The 16631-nt window shown below is 70.9% G+C and carries 15 protein-coding genes; all 15 read left to right on the top strand.

Annotation, left to right across the window (positions count from 1 at the left end; all coding sequences use genetic code 11):
• The first annotated feature begins 174 nt into the window (after nucleotides 1–174).
• The 15 genes from IO24_RS0109525 to IO24_RS41965 all read left to right on the top strand — a co-directional run bounded on the left by IO24_RS0109525 (nucleotide 175) and on the right by IO24_RS41965 (nucleotide 16630).
• Nucleotides 175–1485 carry a hypothetical protein gene (locus IO24_RS0109525; protein ID WP_031133937.1) on the top strand — a complete coding sequence of 437 codons (1311 nt, stop codon included), beginning with the start codon at nucleotides 175–177 and terminating at the stop codon, nucleotides 1483–1485.
• A 66-nt stretch (nucleotides 1486–1551) separates the two neighbouring features.
• Nucleotides 1552–2124, top strand: coding sequence for a GNAT family N-acetyltransferase (locus IO24_RS0109520; protein ID WP_031133935.1), 573 nt, complete (start codon nucleotides 1552–1554; stop codon nucleotides 2122–2124).
• 125 nt (nucleotides 2125–2249) lie between these two features.
• Nucleotides 2250–2333 (top strand): putative leader peptide, encoded by an 84-nt coding sequence (locus IO24_RS47340; RefSeq protein WP_311241247.1) that lies wholly within the window; start codon nucleotides 2250–2252, stop codon nucleotides 2331–2333.
• A 129-nt stretch (nucleotides 2334–2462) separates the two neighbouring features.
• The gene (locus IO24_RS0109515; protein WP_031133934.1) at nucleotides 2463–4160 is read left to right on the top strand and encodes a nitrite/sulfite reductase; all 1698 of its coding nucleotides are present in this window, start codon (nucleotides 2463–2465) and stop codon (nucleotides 4158–4160) included.
• Complete coding sequence (locus tag IO24_RS0109510; protein ID WP_031133932.1) at nucleotides 4157–4345, top strand: hypothetical protein; 189 nt, start codon at nucleotides 4157–4159, stop codon at nucleotides 4343–4345. The genes IO24_RS0109515 and IO24_RS0109510 overlap by 4 nt, the downstream gene beginning before the upstream one ends.
• Nucleotides 4342–5052: a phosphoadenylyl-sulfate reductase gene (locus tag IO24_RS0109505; RefSeq protein ID WP_031133930.1), complete on the top strand. Its 711-nt coding sequence runs from the start codon at nucleotides 4342–4344 to the stop codon at nucleotides 5050–5052. The genes IO24_RS0109510 and IO24_RS0109505 overlap by 4 nt, the downstream gene beginning before the upstream one ends.
• A 23-nt stretch (nucleotides 5053–5075) precedes the next feature.
• Nucleotides 5076–5612: an adenylyl-sulfate kinase gene (gene cysC, locus IO24_RS0109500; RefSeq protein ID WP_037667664.1), complete on the top strand. Its 537-nt coding sequence runs from the start codon at nucleotides 5076–5078 to the stop codon at nucleotides 5610–5612.
• Nucleotides 5609–6544 carry a sulfate adenylyltransferase subunit CysD gene (gene cysD, locus IO24_RS0109495; RefSeq protein ID WP_031133926.1) on the top strand — a complete coding sequence of 312 codons (936 nt, stop codon included), beginning with the start codon at nucleotides 5609–5611 and terminating at the stop codon, nucleotides 6542–6544. Before cysC ends, cysD begins: the two co-directional genes overlap by 4 nt.
• Nucleotides 6545–6546: 2 nt before the next feature.
• A complete protein-coding gene (locus IO24_RS0109490; RefSeq protein ID WP_031133924.1) occupies nucleotides 6547–7881 on the top strand; it encodes a sulfate adenylyltransferase subunit 1 in 1335 nt (444 codons plus the stop codon).
• A gap of 223 nt (nucleotides 7882–8104) precedes the next feature.
• Nucleotides 8105–9208: an aliphatic sulfonate ABC transporter substrate-binding protein gene (locus tag IO24_RS0109480; RefSeq protein ID WP_031133920.1), complete on the top strand. Its 1104-nt coding sequence runs from the start codon at nucleotides 8105–8107 to the stop codon at nucleotides 9206–9208.
• Nucleotides 9209–9257: 49 nt separating this feature from the next.
• Nucleotides 9258–10046: an ABC transporter ATP-binding protein gene (locus tag IO24_RS0109475; protein ID WP_031133918.1), complete on the top strand. Its 789-nt coding sequence runs from the start codon at nucleotides 9258–9260 to the stop codon at nucleotides 10044–10046.
• Nucleotides 10033–10929, top strand: a complete 897-nt coding sequence (locus IO24_RS0109470; protein WP_031133916.1) for an ABC transporter permease — start codon at nucleotides 10033–10035, stop codon at nucleotides 10927–10929. The genes IO24_RS0109475 and IO24_RS0109470 overlap by 14 nt, the downstream gene beginning before the upstream one ends.
• 5 nt (nucleotides 10930–10934) lie before the next feature.
• Complete coding sequence (locus tag IO24_RS0109465; RefSeq protein ID WP_031133914.1) at nucleotides 10935–11675, top strand: sirohydrochlorin chelatase; 741 nt, start codon at nucleotides 10935–10937, stop codon at nucleotides 11673–11675.
• Nucleotides 11676–11867: 192 nt separating this feature from the next.
• Nucleotides 11868–15824 carry a P-loop domain-containing protein gene (locus IO24_RS0109460; RefSeq protein WP_031133912.1) on the top strand — a complete coding sequence of 1319 codons (3957 nt, stop codon included), beginning with the start codon at nucleotides 11868–11870 and terminating at the stop codon, nucleotides 15822–15824.
• Entirely contained in the window at nucleotides 15821–16630 is an 810-nt protein-coding gene (locus IO24_RS41965) for a hypothetical protein (RefSeq protein WP_051905870.1), read from the top strand. Before IO24_RS0109460 ends, IO24_RS41965 begins: the two co-directional genes overlap by 4 nt.
• Nucleotide 16631 lies beyond the last annotated feature (1 nt).

The raw sequence follows: 16631 nt of genomic DNA, 5'->3' as shown, positions 1-16631 counted from the left end.
GGTTCACTGCGCGTGCCGTACAAGCCGCCCCGAGGGGTGCATCTTTCGCATATTTGCAGCGTCTTCGCCCCCGCACCGCTCACCTGCCGTAGCATCCCTGTACGGGCCACCCCACCTGCTCCTCCGTCAACGTACGGATCAACAGGCGCAGTTGGTCCGCCTCAGGAGGACGTTATGAAGCATCGCGGCAGACACCGGCGGCGCAGGCGGGGCAGGGCGCTGCGCGCGACCCTGGCCGGGACGGCTCTCGCGCTCACCGCCGCCGCCACCGTGATCAGCGCCTCGCAGGCCACCGTCGCCGACGCCCCCGGGGCGCTGAAGCCGGTCTCCGCGTCCGCCGGGGCCGGGCGGCTGCCGCTGGCCGAGCACCGGGTGCCCGGGGAGTGGCTGGACCGGCTCGCGTCGGAGATGGGCCGGCCCGTCGGCGTCGGCGCGGTACTGGAGGGCGCCGACCTGCCGCTGCGGGACGCGGCCGACTGTTCGGCCTCCGAGAAGCACAGCCTGCCGGTGGAGCCGGCGGCCACGCGCGCGTACTGCTTCGGCGGCTCCGACACCCGGGGCTGGCGGGCCGGCGCGGTCACGACCTCGGGCGACGCGGACGACGACGGCCGCTGGGGCGGGAACCGCGTGATCCTGTCCGGCTGGACCCGGGGCGCCGAGGGCGGCTCCCTGGACGGCCCCGCGCCCGGACAGGGCCTGGCCAAGGTCGCCTTCGTCGACGCGAACGACCCCGCCCGGCTGCGCTACACCTGGGCCCTGCTGGCCGTTCCGGTGAACGGCGGGCGGGACTACCGGGGGCTGGTCTCCCCGCTGTCCGGCATGGTCTGGTACCAGGACAAGCTGCTGGTGACGACCCGCGAGGGCGACCGGGACGCGCTGTACGTGTACGACATGGACCGCATCCAGCGCGCCACCGTCGAGTCCGACGCGGTCGGACGGGTGGGGAGCGGCTGGGCGGCGCACGGTTACCGGTTCGTGCTGCCGACCGTCGGCTCGTACACGCTGCCCGGCGGGGACGGCGCATCCCGACCGGCGACCGTCTCTCTGGACCGCAGCACCTCCCCCGACAGTCTGGTCGCGAGCGAGTGGGTGCCCGCGGACGGCGACCGGCGCACCCGGCTGTGGCGCTACGCGCTGAGCCGGGAGCCGGCCCGCTCCGGCCTGCTCGCCACCGGCTCCTCCGGAAAGGCGGACCCGGTCGAGGCGTACGAGACGAAGACGGCCGACGTACGAGGCGTGCTGAGCCGCCGCTCGGGCTGGTACCTGGACCGTGCGGCGGGCAGTCCGGGCGGGCACGGGACGCTGTGGCGCCAGGACACGGACGGCGCGCGGGCGGCACGGTGCGGCACGGACGGGACGCGGCACTGCTGGAGCGGCGGGTCGGGTTCCCTGTCCTACTGGGAGGAGACCGGCGAGGTCTGGTCCCAGTCGGGGCGCATGCTGTTCGCGCTGCCGCTGACGTCGATCGGCAGGGCGCTGGACTGACCGGCACCGCCCGCGGAGGACGGGGCCGATCGACAGACGAGCGGGTCAGATGATTTTCTGGCCCGCATGACCACCATCGCCGTGACCACTTGGTCTCTGGAGCAGACCGCCCCGACCGACCTGCTGCCGGCCGTCGCGCCGGGCGGGGACGTCCGGGTCGTCCGCTCCGAGGTGCCCTCGCCCGAGTTCAGCCGGTTCCTGTACACCTCGGTCGGCGGTGACATCCTCTGGACCGACCAGCTGCACTGGTCGTACGCGCGGTGGCTGGAGCACCTGGAGCGGCCCGGCGTGGAGACGTGGGTGGCGTACGACCGGGGCACACCCGCGGGGTACGTGGAGCTGGAGGCCCAGGACGACGGGGTCGTGGAGATCGCCCACTTCGGCCTGCTCCCCGCTTTCCGGGGCCGGCGCATCGGCGGGCACCTGCTGTCGTACGGCACGGCCCGGGCCTGGGACCTGGCGGACCGCTGGGCCGGGCTGGCGCCGACGAAGCGGGTCTGGCTGCACACCTGCAGCAAGGACGGCGAGCACGCGATGGCCAACTACCAGCGTCGGGGCTTCAAGCTGTTCGACACCAAGGTCGAGGAGGAGGCGGTTGCCGCCGCTCCGGGACCGTGGGCTGGGGCGTTCCCCGTCTGACCTGGACGGACACTTCGGGGCAACTGATGTGACCAACGACACCCTTGTCTTGCTCTGCGAGACAAGGGTGTCCGCATCTTGGACGAAGCTGGACTGTGTCCAGATCGCCGTGACACGCTTCCGTCATGTCTGGAACTGGAATTGCCTTGGTGAGTCGGCGGCACGTCGACCTCGGCCGCATGTCCAGCGCCATCTGTCCGGCGCACTGAGCGTACTCAGCCCACGCCCGACATCTTCCTTTCCTGCCTCACTCCCGCGCAACGACGCGCCCTATGCCCATGCGCTCGCATGCGCAGGTCAGAGCCGCTTTCCCGCCTGTCCCGAAGGACGTATCAACCATGGCCGCCACCCCGCAGAACCCTGCCGCCGCGACTCCCCGCCGCAAGGTGAGCCGTCACCGCGGTGAGGGTCAGTGGGCCGTGGGGCATCACACCCCGCTGAACGGCAACGAGCAGTTCAAGAAGGACGACGACGGTCTCAATGTGCGGACACGCATTGAGACGATCTACTCCAAGCGGGGCTTCGACTCGATCGACCCGAACGACCTGCGCGGACGCATGCGCTGGTGGGGGCTGTACACCCAGCGCAAGCCCGGCATCGACGGCGGCAAGACGGCCATCCTGGAGCCGGAAGAGCTGGACGACGAGTACTTCATGCTGCGCGTCCGCATCGACGGCGGGGCACTGACCACGCGACAGCTGCGGGTCATCGGCGAGATCTCGCAGGAGTTCGCGCGCGGAACCGCCGACATCACGGACCGGCAGAACGTCCAGTACCACTGGATCCGGATCGAGGACGTGCCCGAGATCTGGAACCGGCTGGAGGGCGTGGGCCTGTCGACGGTCACCGCCTGCGGCGACACCCCGCGTGTGATGATCGGCTCGCCGGTGGCGGGTATCGCCGAGGACGAGATCATCGACGCCACCCCGGCGCTCGAGGAGATGAAGCGCCGCGTCCTGAACAACCCGGCGTACTCGAACCTCCCCCGGAAGTTCAAGACCGCCATCTCCGGTTCGCCGGTGCTGGACGTGGTGCACGAGATCAACGACGTCGCGTTCGTCGGCGTCCGGCACCCCGAGCACGGTCCCGGCTTCGACGTGTGGGTCGGCGGCGGCCTGTCCACCAACCCCAAGCTGGGCGTGCGCCTGGGCACCTGGGTGTCGATCGACGACGTGCCGGACGTCTACGAGGGCGTCATCTCGATCTTCCGCGACTACGGCTACCGCCGGCTGCGCACCCGCGCCCGCCTGAAGTTCCTCGTCGCGGACTGGGGCGCCGAGAAGTTCCGCCAGGTCCTGGAGGACGAGTACCTCAAGCGCAAGCTGGTGGACGGGCCCGCCCCGGAGCAGCCGTCCCAGCTGTGGCGCGACCACATCGGGGTGCACCGGCAGAAGGACGGCCGGTTCTACGTCGGTTTCGCCCCGCGCGTGGGACGCGTCGACGGCACGACGATCACGAAGATCGCCGACCTCGCGGAAGCGCACGGCTCGGGCCGGGTGCGCACCACCGTCGAGCAGAAGATGATCGTCCTCGACGTCGAGGAGAACCAGGTCGAATCGCTCGTCGAGGCCCTCGAGGCGCTCGACCTGACCGCCCGGCCCTCCTCGTTCCGGCGTGGCACGATGGCCTGCACCGGCATCGAGTTCTGCAAGCTGGCGATCGTCGAGACCAAGCAGCGCGGCTCGCAGCTGATCGACGAACTGGAGCGGCGTCTGCCGGACTTCGACGAGCCGCTCACCATCAACCTCAACGGCTGCCCCAACGCCTGTGCCCGTATCCAGGTGGCGGACATCGGTCTCAAGGGCCAGCTCATGCTCAACGACAAGGGCGAGCAGGTCGAGGGCTACCAGGTGCACCTGGGCGGCGCCCTGGGCCTGGAGGCCGGCTTCGGCCGCAAGGTGCGCGGTCTGAAGGTCACCTCCGAGGATCTGCCGGACTACATCGAGCGCGTCCTGAAGCGGTTCCAGGCCGAGCGCGAGGACGGCGAGCGGTTCGCCGCGTGGGCGTCGCGAGCCGACGAGGAGGCCCTGTCATGAGCGAGCGGGCGGCACCGTTCTACTGCCCCTACTGCGGTGACGAGGACCTGCGTCCGAGCGAGGCCGCGGAGGGCAGGCACGGCGCGTGGGAATGCGCGGCGTGCAGCCGGGCCTTCTCGCTGAAGTTCCTCGGGCTGCTGGCCCAGGGGCTGAAGCGATCCGATTCCGGAGGGGCACAGATATGACGACCGTTCAGGAAGAGCGCACTGCCGAGGACCTGAAGAAGCTCGCCGAGCAGGCGGGCCGCGATCTGGAGGACGCCTCCGCGCTGGAGATCCTCCAGTGGGCGGCCGAAACGTTCGGCAAGCGCTTCTGCGTGACCTCCTCGATGGAGGACGCGGTGGTCGCCCACCTCGCCGCCCGCGCCATGCCCGGCGTCGACGTGGTCTTCCTCGACACCGGCTACCACTTCGAGGAGACCATCGGCACCCGCGACGCGGTCGAGGCCGTGATGGATGTCAACCTCATCACGCTCACCCCCGTCCAGACGGTCGCCGAGCAGGACGCGGAGTACGGCCCGAAGCTGCACGACCGCAACCCCGACCTGTGCTGCAAGCTGCGCAAGGTGCAGCCGCTGGAGCAGGGTCTGAAGGACTACCAGGCCTGGGCGACCGGTCTGCGCCGCGACGAGTCCCCGACCCGGGCGAACACCCCGGTGGTCGGCTGGGACGAGAAGCGGCAGAAGGTCAAGATCTCCCCGATCGCCCGCTGGACCCAGGACGACGTGGACGCGTACGTCACCGAGCACGGCGTCCTGACGAACCCGCTGCTGATGGACGGCTACGCCTCCGTCGGCTGCGCACCCTGCACCCGCCGCGTCCTTCAGGGCGAGGACGCGCGCGCCGGCCGCTGGGCCGGCCGCAGCAAGACCGAGTGCGGGCTGCACGGATGACGACGACGATTCAGGAGAGTGACGTGACGACCGGAGCCACCGTCTGGCTCACGGGTCTGCCGAGCGCCGGCAAGACCACGATCGCCCACGAGCTGGCCGGCCGGCTCCGCGAGGAGGGCCACCGGGTCGAGGTGCTCGACGGCGACGAGATCCGCGAGTTCCTCTCGGCGGGTCTCGGCTTCAGCCGCGAGGACCGGCACACCAACGTGCAGCGCATCGGCTTCGTCGCCGAACTGCTCGCCCGCAACGGCGTGCTCGCCCTCGTCCCCGTCATCGCGCCGTACCAGGACAGCCGGGAGGCGGTGCGCAAGCGCCACCAGGCGAACGGCACCGGGTATGTCGAGGTGCATGTCGCGACGCCCGTCGAGGTGTGCAGCGAGCGTGACGTGAAGGGCCTGTACGCCAAGCAGGCCGCGGGCGAACTCACCGGGCTCACCGGGGTCGACGACCCGTACGAGGCGCCCGAGTCACCCGACCTGCGCATCGAGTCGCAGAACCAGACCGTGCAGGAGTCCGCGGCTTCCGTGTACGCCCTGCTGACCGAAAGGGGACTGGCATGACGACCGTCGCCACCGTTTCCGAGGAGACCGGCAGCCCCTACGCGCTGTCGCACCTCGACGCCCTCGAGTCCGAGGCGGTGCACATCTTCCGCGAGGTGGCGGGCGAGTTCGAGCGGCCGGTGATCCTCTTCTCCGGCGGCAAGGACTCCATCGTCATGCTGCACCTGGCGCTGAAGGCGTTCCGCCCGGCGTCGGTGCCGTTCTCGCTGCTGCACGTGGACACCGGGCACAACTTCCCCGAGGTCCTCGAGTACCGCGACCGCACGGTGGAGAAGCACGGGCTGCGGCTGCACGTCGCCTCCGTGCAGGACTACATCGACCGCGGTGTCCTCAAGGAGCGCCCGGACGGCACCCGCAACCCGCTGCAGACACTGCCGCTGACCGAGAAGATCCAGGCGGAGAAGTTCGACGCCGTCTTCGGCGGCGGACGCCGCGACGAGGAGAAGGCCCGGGCCAAGGAGCGGGTGTTCTCCCTGCGCGACGAGTTCTCCCAGTGGGACCCGCGCCGCCAGCGCCCGGAGCTGTGGAACCTGTACAACGGCCGGCACGCGCCCGGCGAGCACGTCCGCGTGTTCCCGCTGTCCAACTGGACCGAGCTGGACGTGTGGCAGTACATCGCCCGCGAGGGCATCGAGCTGCCGCAGATCTACTACGCGCACGAGCGCGAGGTGTTCTCCCGCAGCGGCATGTGGCTGACCGCCGGCGAGTGGGGCGGGCCGAAGGACGGCGAGACCGTCGAGAAGCGGCTCGTGCGCTACCGGACCGTGGGTGACATGTCCTGCACCGGTGCGGTGGACTCCGAGGCCGACACCATCGAGAAGGTGATCGTGGAGATCGCCGCCTCCCGGCTCACCGAGCGGGGCGCCACCCGCGCCGACGACAAGATGTCCGAGGCCGCGATGGAAGACCGCAAGCGCGAGGGGTACTTCTAAAGATGAGCACGATCACCACCGAGGAACTCGCGGAAACGACCCTTCTGCGGTTCGCCACCGCCGGCTCCGTCGACGACGGCAAGTCCACCCTCGTCGGGCGGCTGCTGCACGACTCCAAGTCGGTCCTCACCGACCAGCTGGAGGCCGTGGAGCGCGTCTCCGCCAGCCGCGGCCAGGAGGCCCCGGACCTCGCGCTGCTGACGGACGGCCTGCGGGCCGAGCGGGAGCAGGGCATCACCATCGACGTGGCGTACCGCTACTTCGCCACGCCCCGGCGGCGGTTCATCCTCGCCGACACCCCGGGCCATGTGCAGTACACGCGCAACATGGTCACCGGCGCCTCCACCGCCGAGCTGACGGTCATCCTGGTCGACGCCCGCAACGGCGTGGTCGAGCAGACCCGCCGGCACGCGGCCATCGCCGCCCTGCTGCGCGTGCCGCACGCGGTCCTGGCCGTCAACAAGATGGACCTCGCCGGCTACGAGGAGAAGGTGTTCGCGGCCATCGCCGAGGAGTTCACGGCGTACGCGACCGAACTGGGCGTCCCCGAGGTCACCGCGATCCCGATCTCGGCGCTCGTCGGCGACAACGTCGTGGAGCCTTCCGCGAACATGGACTGGTACGGCGGCCCGACCGTGCTGGAGCACCTGGAGACGGTCCCGGTCGCGCACGACCTGAGCCACTGCCACGCGCGGCTGCCCGTGCAGTACGTGATCCGGCCGCAGAGCCCGGACCACCCCGACTACCGGGGCTACGCCGGTCAGATCGCGGCGGGTTCCTTCCACGTCGGCGAGTCCGTCACGGTGCTGCCGTCGGGCCGCGCCTCGAAGATCTCCGGCATCGACCTGCTGGGCGAGCCGGTGGACGTGGCCTGGACGACGCAGTCGGTGACCCTCCTGCTGGAGGACGACATCGACATCTCGCGCGGCGACCTGATCGTGCCGAGCAAGGACGCGCCCGCGACCACGCAGGACATCGAGGCGACCGTCTGCCATGTCGCCGACGCCCCCCTGACGGTCGGCCACCGGGTGCTGCTCAAGCACGGCACCCGCACGGTCAAGGCGATCGTCAAGGACATCCCGTCCCGCCTCACACTCGACGACCTGTCCCTGCACCCGCACCCGGGACAGCTCGTCGCCAACGACATCGGCCGGGTGAAGATCCGTACCGCCGAGCCGCTGCCGGTCGACTCCTACGCCGACTCGCGGCGCACCGGCTCGTTCATCCTGATCGACCCGAACGACGGCACCACCCTCACCGCCGGCATGGTCGGCGAGTCCTTCGCCGCCCCGGAGCCGGTCAAGGACGAGTCCGGGGACGACGGGTGGGACTTCTGACATGACCTCCCCCGACTTCTACTCCATGTTCGCCAAGGAGGGCGGCCGCGTCGGCAGCGGTGCTCTCGGCAGCGGGCAGGGCGGAGTGGCGCGATGTGTGCGCTGACGTACGCGCACTGCCCGCGCGCCCTCACCCCCCACCGCCGTAGACGAAAACCCGCCGACCTCCCGGCCACGACCTGATCGGAACGTGACCGCCGGGCCTTCGAGAGGACCACCTCCCGTGCCTGCTCCATCCGCTCTCCGCCGCGGTCTCGCGGTCATCGCCGCGCTTCCCCTGCTCACACTGGCCGCCTGCGGCTACGGCTCCGAGGCCAAGGACGACGGTGCCGCCAAGGTCGCGGCCGGGGCGAAGAAGATCGAGGGTCTCGACAAAGTCAAGATCGGCTACTTCGGCAACCTGACCCACGGCACCGCGCTGGTGGGCATGCAGAAGGGCATCCTCCAGAAGGCTCTCGGCGCCACCGAGGTCGAGCCGGCCGTCTTCAACGCCGGCCCCTCGGAGATCGAGGCGCTCAACTCCGGTTCCATCGACATCGGCTGGATCGGCCCCTCCCCCGCCATCAACGGCTACACCAAGTCCGGCGGCAAGAACCTGCGCATCATCGGCGGTTCGGCGTCCGGCGGCGTGAAGCTGGTGGTCGACCCGGACAAGATCAAGTCCCTGAAGGACGTCAAGGGCAAGCGGATCGCGACCCCGCAGCTGGGCAACACGCAGGACGTGGCGTTCCTCAACTGGGCCGCGGAGCAGGGCTGGAAGGTCGACCCGCAGAGCGGCCAGGGTGACGTCACGGTCGTCCGCAGCGACAACAAGGTCACCCCGGACGCCTTCAAGGCCGGGTCGATCGACGGCGCCTGGGTACCGGAGCCGACCGCGTCGAAGCTGGTCGCCGAGGGCGGCAAGGTACTGCTCGACGAGTCGTCGCTGTGGCCGGACAAGAAGTTCGTGATCACGAACATCATCGTGCGGCAGGACTTCCTGAAGAAGTACCCGAAGGTCGTCGAAGCCGTGCTCAAGGGCTCGGTCGAGACCAACAAGTGGATCAACGCCAACCCGGACGCGGCCAAGCAAGCGGCGAACAAGCTGCTGGAGGAGGAAACCGGCAAGGCGCTGCCCGCCGAGGTACTGGACCCGGCGTGGAAGTCGATCCGGTTCACCGACGACCCGCTGGCCTCCACCCTGAACACCGAGGCGCAGCACGCGGTGAAGGCGGGGCTGCTGGAGACGCCGGACCTGAAGGGCATCTACGACCTCGCGCCGCTGAACAAGGTCCTGAAGGCCGAGGGCGAGCCCACGGTCGACGACGCCGGTCTCGGCGCCCAGTAAGACCGCATCCCGAAGCCGCATTGTGAAGAGTTCCCAGGAGGTGACGACCATGGCCACGACCCTCGCCAAGGCCGCCGACGGCACCGAGGCGGCCACGCACGCCGCCCGGATCGACCACGTGTCGAAGTCGTTCTCGGGCCCCGCCGGGCAGCAGCTCGTCCTGGACGACATCACCCTCGATGTCGCGCCAGGAGAGTTCGTCACCCTCCTGGGGGCCTCGGGCTGCGGCAAGTCCACGCTGCTCAACCTGGTGGCGGGCCTGGACCGGCCCACCGTCGGCCAGATCGCCACGGACGGCCGCCCGGCGCTGATGTTCCAGGAGCACGCGCTGTTCCCGTGGCTGACCGCGGGCAAGAACATCGAACTCGCCCTGAAGCTGCGGGGCGTACCGAAGGCCGAACGGCGGGAGCGGGCCGAGGAGCTGCTCGAACTGGTCCGGCTGAAGGGCGCGTACGGCAAGCGGGTGCACGAGCTGTCGGGCGGTATGCGCCAGCGCGTCGCGCTGGCGCGGGCGCTCGCCCAGGAGAGCAAGCTGCTGCTGATGGACGAGCCGTTCGCGGCGCTGGACGCCATCACGCGGGACGTGCTGCACGACGAGCTGACCCGCATCTGGCGTGAGACGCAGCTGTCGGTCCTGTTCGTCACGCACAACGTGCGCGAGGCGGTCCGGCTCGCGCAGCGCGTGGTGCTGCTGTCCTCCCGCCCGGGCCGGATCGCCCGCGAGTGGACGGTGGACATTCCGCACCCGCGCCGCATCGAGGACACCCAGGTGGCGGAGCTGTCCGTCGAGATCACCGAAGAACTGCGTGGGGAGATCCGCCGTCATGGCCAGCACTGAATCGACGACCGTCGCCAAGGACGGCAGCGATCTCGCCGGGCTGGAGGCGGGCCTGGACGCGCTGGAGACACGGCAGACGGGCCGGACCCCGTTCCGGCAGACCTTCACCGAGAAGATCCTGCCGCCCGTCCTCGCCGTCGCGCTGGTGCTGGCGGTCTGGCAGGCGCTCGTCTCGTTCAAGGTCGTCGACGACCCGACCAAGCTGCCCGCGCCGTCCGCGGTGTGGGACGTCGTCGAGACGGCGTGGCTCCAGGGCGAGTTGCTCGGCTACATCTGGACCAGCGTCTCGCGTGGTCTGCTCGGCTTCTGCCTGGCCCTGGTGATCGGCACGCCGCTGGGTCTGATCGTGGCCCGGGTGAAGTTCATCCGCGCGGCGATCGGTCCGATCCTGTCGGGCCTGCAGTCGCTGCCGTCGGTCGCCTGGGTGCCGCCCGCGGTGATCTGGCTGGGTCTGAACAACTCGATGATGTACGCGGTGATCCTGCTCGGCGCGGTCCCGTCGATCGCCAACGGCCTGGTCTCCGGCGTCGACCAGGTGCCCCCGCTGTTCCTGCGCGCGGGCCGTACGCTCGGCGCGACGGGCCTGAAGGGCACCTGGCACATCGTCCTGCCCGCCGCGCTGCCCGGCTATGTGGCGGGCCTGAAGCAGGGCTGGGCCTTCTCCTGGCGCTCCCTGATGGCCGCGGAGATCATCGCGTCCTTCCCCGACCTCGGCGTCGGCCTCGGCCAGCTGCTGGAGAACGGCCGCAACGCCAGCGACATGGCCATGGTCTTCGAGGCCATCCTCCTGATCCTCATCGTCGGCATCGCGATCGACCTGCTGATCTTCAGCCCGCTGGAGCGGTGGGTGCTGCGCAGCCGCGGTCTGCTGGTGAAGAGCTGAAGCCCATGAACAGCAAGCCCGTCCTCCTCGTCATCGCCCACGGCAGCCGCGATCCGCGCCATGCCGCGACGGTGCACGCCCTGGTGCGCCGGGTGCGCTCGCTGCGCCCCGACGTCCGGGTGGAGACGGGCTTCCTGGACTTCAACGTCCCCTCGGTGCAGGGGGTCCTGGAGTCCCTGGCGGTGCAGGGCGTCCGCGACGTCGTCGCCCTCCCCCTCCTCCTGACCCGGGCGTTCCACGCGAAGGCGGACATTCCCGCGGTCCTCGCGGACGCGCCCCCGCAGCTCCGCGTCCACCAGGCGGACGTCCTCGGCCCGTCCCCCCTCCTCCTGGCAGCACTGGAACGCCGCCTGTACGAGGCGGGCCTGACCCCCGCCGACAAGTCCGCGACCGGTGTCGTCCTGGCCTCGGCGGGGTCCACCGACCCGGAGGCGATCGCAGTGATCGCAGAAATCGCGCGGGAGTGGCGGCACACCGGTTGGTGCGCCGTGCGGCCTGCGTTCGCCTCCGCATCCCTTCCACGCACCGAGGACGCCGTCCGCGAACTCCGGGAACTGGGCTGCTCCCGGGTCGCCGTCGCCCCGTACGTCCTGGCCCCCGGCTTCCTCCCGGACCGCATCGCCCGGGGCGCGGCCGACGCGGATGTCCTGGCGGACGTGCTGGGGCCGGCGCCGGAGGTGGCGCGGGTGGTGCTGGAACGGTACGAGGCGGCCCGGATGCCGTTGCCGGCGGCTGTGAGCGCCTGACGGCTTCCCCGCCCGGGCCCGCGGCGTCCGGCCTCCACCCGGACCGGCCACCGCGCCACGTGCCCGCCGATCGGTGCCGCCGTCCCGGGCAACCCGAACGGCCTTGTGTCCGGCGGGTGATCGGGTAGCGTCGGAGAGCGACGCCGACAGCCGATCCCGGCGCCGCCCCGACCGAGGCGCCTGGGAGGCCAGTTGGAGAGCGAGACCCGGCAGCCCGCATCTCCCGGCGTCACCGTGCTGTCGATCGGTGTGGGGAGCTTCGACGACGGCTCCGACCTGGAGGAACTCGGTTTCGTCCCGGCACGGATGAGCGAGGTCGAGGAGGCCTTCGACCGGCTCGGCGCCACGGTCGCCACCTCGCTGGATCCGACGGAGATCGAGGTGGAGGCGCTCCTGCGCGGCCGGCTCGTCGACGTTTCCCAGCCGTCCGGTGTCGTGGTCGTCCATCTCATCGGGCACGGCAGGATCGACCGGAGTCACCGGCTGTCGTTCGTCGCTCGGGACAACCGCGAGGTGGACGTCGACCGGTGGATCGAGAAGGCGCAGCAGGAGGTCGAGCGCGGTGGCATGCGGCACCGTGTCGTCTTCCTGGTCGACACCTGCTCGGCCGGCGTCGCGACGGGCCGGCAGCCGTTCACCGAGATCGACGCGGACCGGGGCGTCTGGGCCCTGGGCGCGGCCGTCAGCACCTCCCCCACCGAAAGCGGTCAGTTCAGCAGCCGGATCGCCGCCGCACTGCACCGGCTCGCGGACCTGGACCTCCACATCGACGAGGAGTCGATCAGGTTCAGCCGGTTCGTCCGCGAACTGATCCGGGTGATCCGGAGCGACCCGGCCGACCAGCGCCTCTCGCTCGGCTTCAGTGTCGAACAAGGGGACGCCGACTGGCCGTTCCTGCCGAACCCCCGTCTGGTCGCACTGACCCCGGAACAGCTGCGGACCCGGCGCCGCTCACTGGGCTACGTCCCCGGTGAAGGCGATTCAGGCGCCCCGGCGGCCGGCGGGCAGGCCGACGACACCGCCTACTTCGCCGACCGCGCCTCGGGCCGCGGCCTCGTCCCGGTCGACACCGGCACCGGGTTCTTCTCCGGCCGCACCGCGGAACTGACCCGCGCCATGGAGTGGGTGTCCGGAACAGGTCCTCTGCTGACCGTCACGGGTGCGGCCGGCGCGGGAAAGTCCGGGCTACTGGGGGTCATCGTCTGTGCCGCGGACCCCGGACTGCGCCGGCGCTTCCGGGAACTCTGGGAGTCGTCCGGGCTCGACCTGCCCGAGGTACCGGACATCGTCGCGGTGCACGCGCGCCAGCGGTCGGCTCAGCAAGTGCTGGCCGCCATCGCCTCCGCGGTCTGGGCGCGGCGGCCCAAGCAGACCGACGAAGAAGGAGAGGGGAACCGGGGGCCGGGCACGCCACCGCAGACGTCCGAGGCGCTGCGCTTCCTGCTGGCGCGGGAACAGAAGAACCGTCTCATCGTGCTCGATGCCGTGGACGAGAGCACCGAGCCCCAGGCGGTTCTGCGCCTGGTGGCCGATCTCCTGGCACCCCGGGAAGCGGGCGAGCGGCACAGTGCCCCCGCGCCGTGCAGGATCCTGCTCGGCGGCCGCCGGGAAGTGGTGACCGCCCTGTCGGCTCTGGACGAGGCGGCGGACATCGAAGGCCTGCACATCGACCTCGACGCGTCGGAACCCGCCGCGGTCGAACAGGACGTCCGGCGCTACGTCCGGCGTCTCCTCGACGCCCAGGGGCCCTACGCCACCGGCCCCTCGTCGGAATTCGCCGGCCTGCTGGCCAAGAAGGGCGCGGCGCACCTCGTGCGCGGCGCGCGAGGGGACGAGCCGTGGGGCCCGTTCCTGCTCGCCGGCCTGTACGTCCATTTCCTGCTGACCCTGAAGTACCCGCCCCGCGACGAGGTGGGTGCCGACATGTACGCCAAGGCGGCGTCGCCCCATCTGCCGACGCTGCTGGAATCGATCCTGAAGACACGGCGCCACGACTACCCGCATCTGCGGGCGGTGCTGGCCGTGCTCGCGCGCTCGCGCGGCGACGGCATGCCGCGCACGACCCTGAAACGCGGCCTGCGGGCGCTGGGCGTCGACTCGATCGAGGAACAGCACTTCCAGGACACCCTGTGGGAGGCCTCGCCCTTCCTGCGGTACGGGAGCGACCCCCAGAGCGGTGAGACCCTGTACCGGCTCTTCCACCAGGGCCTGGTCGACTACCTGCACGACCATCCGACGAGCGAGGACCCCCTGGACGAGGCGGCGAGCCTCGCCCTCGAGGGAGAGCTGCTGTCGGAACTCGTCAGGCCGTACTCCTCGGACCCGCAGGAAGGCAAGGACCCCTGGGAGGCGGCCGAGGGTGAACCCTACGTGCTGCGCCATGCGCTGGGACATGCCGCACGGGCACGCTCCGCCGCTCACGCCGAGTCCCTGCTCACCGATCCGCACTTCCTCGTCCGGTTCGACCTCCGTGAGGACCATCGCGCTCTCGACCTCGTCCGGTCGGAGCGGGCCGCGGACTTCCTGCGGCTGCTCAGCGCCTCGTGGGTCACCCACGCCCGGTTGCGCGGCGCCGCCGAACGCGCCTCCGTGTTCGCCTTCGACGCCGACCGGCTGGGGCTACGGGAAGCCAGGGAGCGGTTCAGCCGTATCGCGCAGGACGCCGCCGTCCGGCCGGAGGACGCGGCGTACAGGCTTCTGTGGTCGTGCGGCGGCCGCGTGAATTCCAACAGCCGCTCCGTCGGGACCGCGGGCACCACCGTGTCCGACATCGCGTTCTCGCCGGACGGCTCTCTGCTCGCCGCGGCGACCGATCGCGGTGTGCAGGTGCTGGAGACGGAGACCTGGAAGTCGGTCGCCCCCCTCTTCGGCAGGAGGTCACGCAGCGGGATCAGCAAGGTGGCCTTCTCCCCCGACGGTCGCCTGCTCGCCTTCGCCAGACATTCGTTCACGCGGAGCGTGCAACTGTGGGACGTGCACCATCGCGTGCCGGCCGGAGCACCCTGGCAGTGCAGAACCGGCACGGTGAACGCGCTCACCTTCTCGTCCGACAGCCGTCGGCTCGCGGTGGCCAGCGAGGAACTCGGGGTCTCCGTGTGGGACATCACCGGTGACGACCCGTGCGAGGAGGCGCGGTGGGATCTCGGGGAGACGGAGGACATCACCAGATTCCAGGCTGTGGCCTTCAGCTCCGTGGGGCATCTGCTGGCCGTGTGCTCTTCCGGCGGGACGACGCTCTGGGACCTTGAGGACGGCGGCCGCACGCTCGTGGACGACGAGCGGTACGCCCGATCGGTGTGCTTCTCCCCCGACGGCGGCCTCGTCGCCGTAGCGGTGCACGGCGGCTCCGTCGCCCTGTACTCGGTGGCCACCCGCAGCAAGGTCGGCAGCGTGGCCGTGCCGGCGGGCAACGACCTGGCTTTCACCCGTGACGGGACTCTCCTGGTCGTGGGCGGCTGGCAGGCGTTCCACGTCGTCGACGTGGCGTCGATGCACGTCGTCAACCGGCTGCCGGTCGCGGCCAGGTCGGCCTCCATCGCCGTGCATCCCGACACCTCGGTCCTGGTGAGTGGCGATGAGGACGGCCATCTGCGGCTGTGGAAGAGCCTCACCGGCGAGGCGCCCCCGCCGGAGCTGCCGAAGTTCGACAAGGGCGTCGTCGGCTCACCCGACGGGAGCTTCATCGCCGTCCAGGACGCCGACAACAGCCTGTTGAGTCTGCGGAACCCGGTCACCGGCGAGGAGATCGCCAACTGGTCCTGCGCGGAGCCGCTCTCGGACCTCACGAGCTCGCCCGACGGCTCTCTGCTGGCAGCGACGTCGTTCCAGCGGCTGTACGTCTTCCCGGCCGACCCGGCGCCTGTGCGGGACTTCGGGAGCGTCCGGCTGTCCGGCAAGGCGTCCTCCTTGCTGCCGTTGGTCTTCTCTCCCGACAGCAGGCTCGTCGGTGTGGCCCTCGGACGGCGCGGGAGCATGCAGGCCGTCGAGGTCTGGGAAGCCCGGACGCTGCGCCTGTGCGCCAGCATCCCGGTCGCCGGGGAGTTGTCCTCCTTCGGGTTCGCCGGCCCTCAGCTCGTCTACGTCGTCGTCGACGGCGCCCTGGGCACCTACCGCTGCACTCCCCCGGAACCGGAGGCCCCGCTGCCATGACCCGCCTCCTCGGCATGCACGGCGTCCGCAACTACAAGGCCGCCGACGCCACCCCCGCCCTTGGCGGCAAGCGCCTGCGCGCGGACTGGCTGGAAGCGCTCGGCGACAGGATCCCCGGGCTGGAACTGGAGACGGCGTACTACGCCGATCTTCTGCGCAGTGAGCGGCAGAGTGACGAGCTGGACGACACGGACGTGGTGCTCGTCGAGCAATGGGCGCGGGCCTGGGGGATCGACCCGAGCGGTGTGCAGGGGCGGGCGACCGGGTGGGTCCGGTGGATCTGCGGGCAGGTCGCTCAGCGGTCCGGGCAGCGCCCTGCCGTCGTCGAGAGGACGGTCCGGATGTTCTTCCCGGAGGTGGCCCGCTACTTCGCCACCCGGCGTGCGGCTGTGCGCGAGCGGGTGCGGGGCGCGCTGCTCCGGCACCGCCCCGACGTCGTCGTCGCGCACTCGCTGGGCAGCGTCGTCGCCTACGAGTCCCTGCACGAGTTGGCGGGCGAACTGGACGTGCGGCTGCTGCTCACCCTCGGCTCGCCGCTGGCACTCCCCCACGCGGTCTTCCATCGCCTCGATCCCCTCCCGTGCGACGGGAAGGGCACGAAGCCCGCGGGTGTGCGGCGGTGGGTGAACCTCGCCGATGCCGGGGACTTCGTGGCCATCCCCAGGGGGGAACTGGCCCGGGTGTTCGAGGGTGTCGAGGAGCTGCCGGACATCAGCATCGCGCCCGCCTGGCCGCACGGCGTGCTCGACTACCTGCGTCACCGTTCGGTGTCCGAGACCATCATGGCGGGGATCCGGTCACCGTGAC

Source organism: Streptomyces flavovariabilis, from assembly GCF_000725785.1.
GTDB lineage: Bacteria > Actinomycetota > Actinomycetes > Streptomycetales > Streptomycetaceae > Streptomyces > Streptomyces hawaiiensis.
The sequence above is the reverse complement of the archived record's forward strand: the minus strand, read 5'-3'. Positions and strand labels throughout refer to the sequence as shown.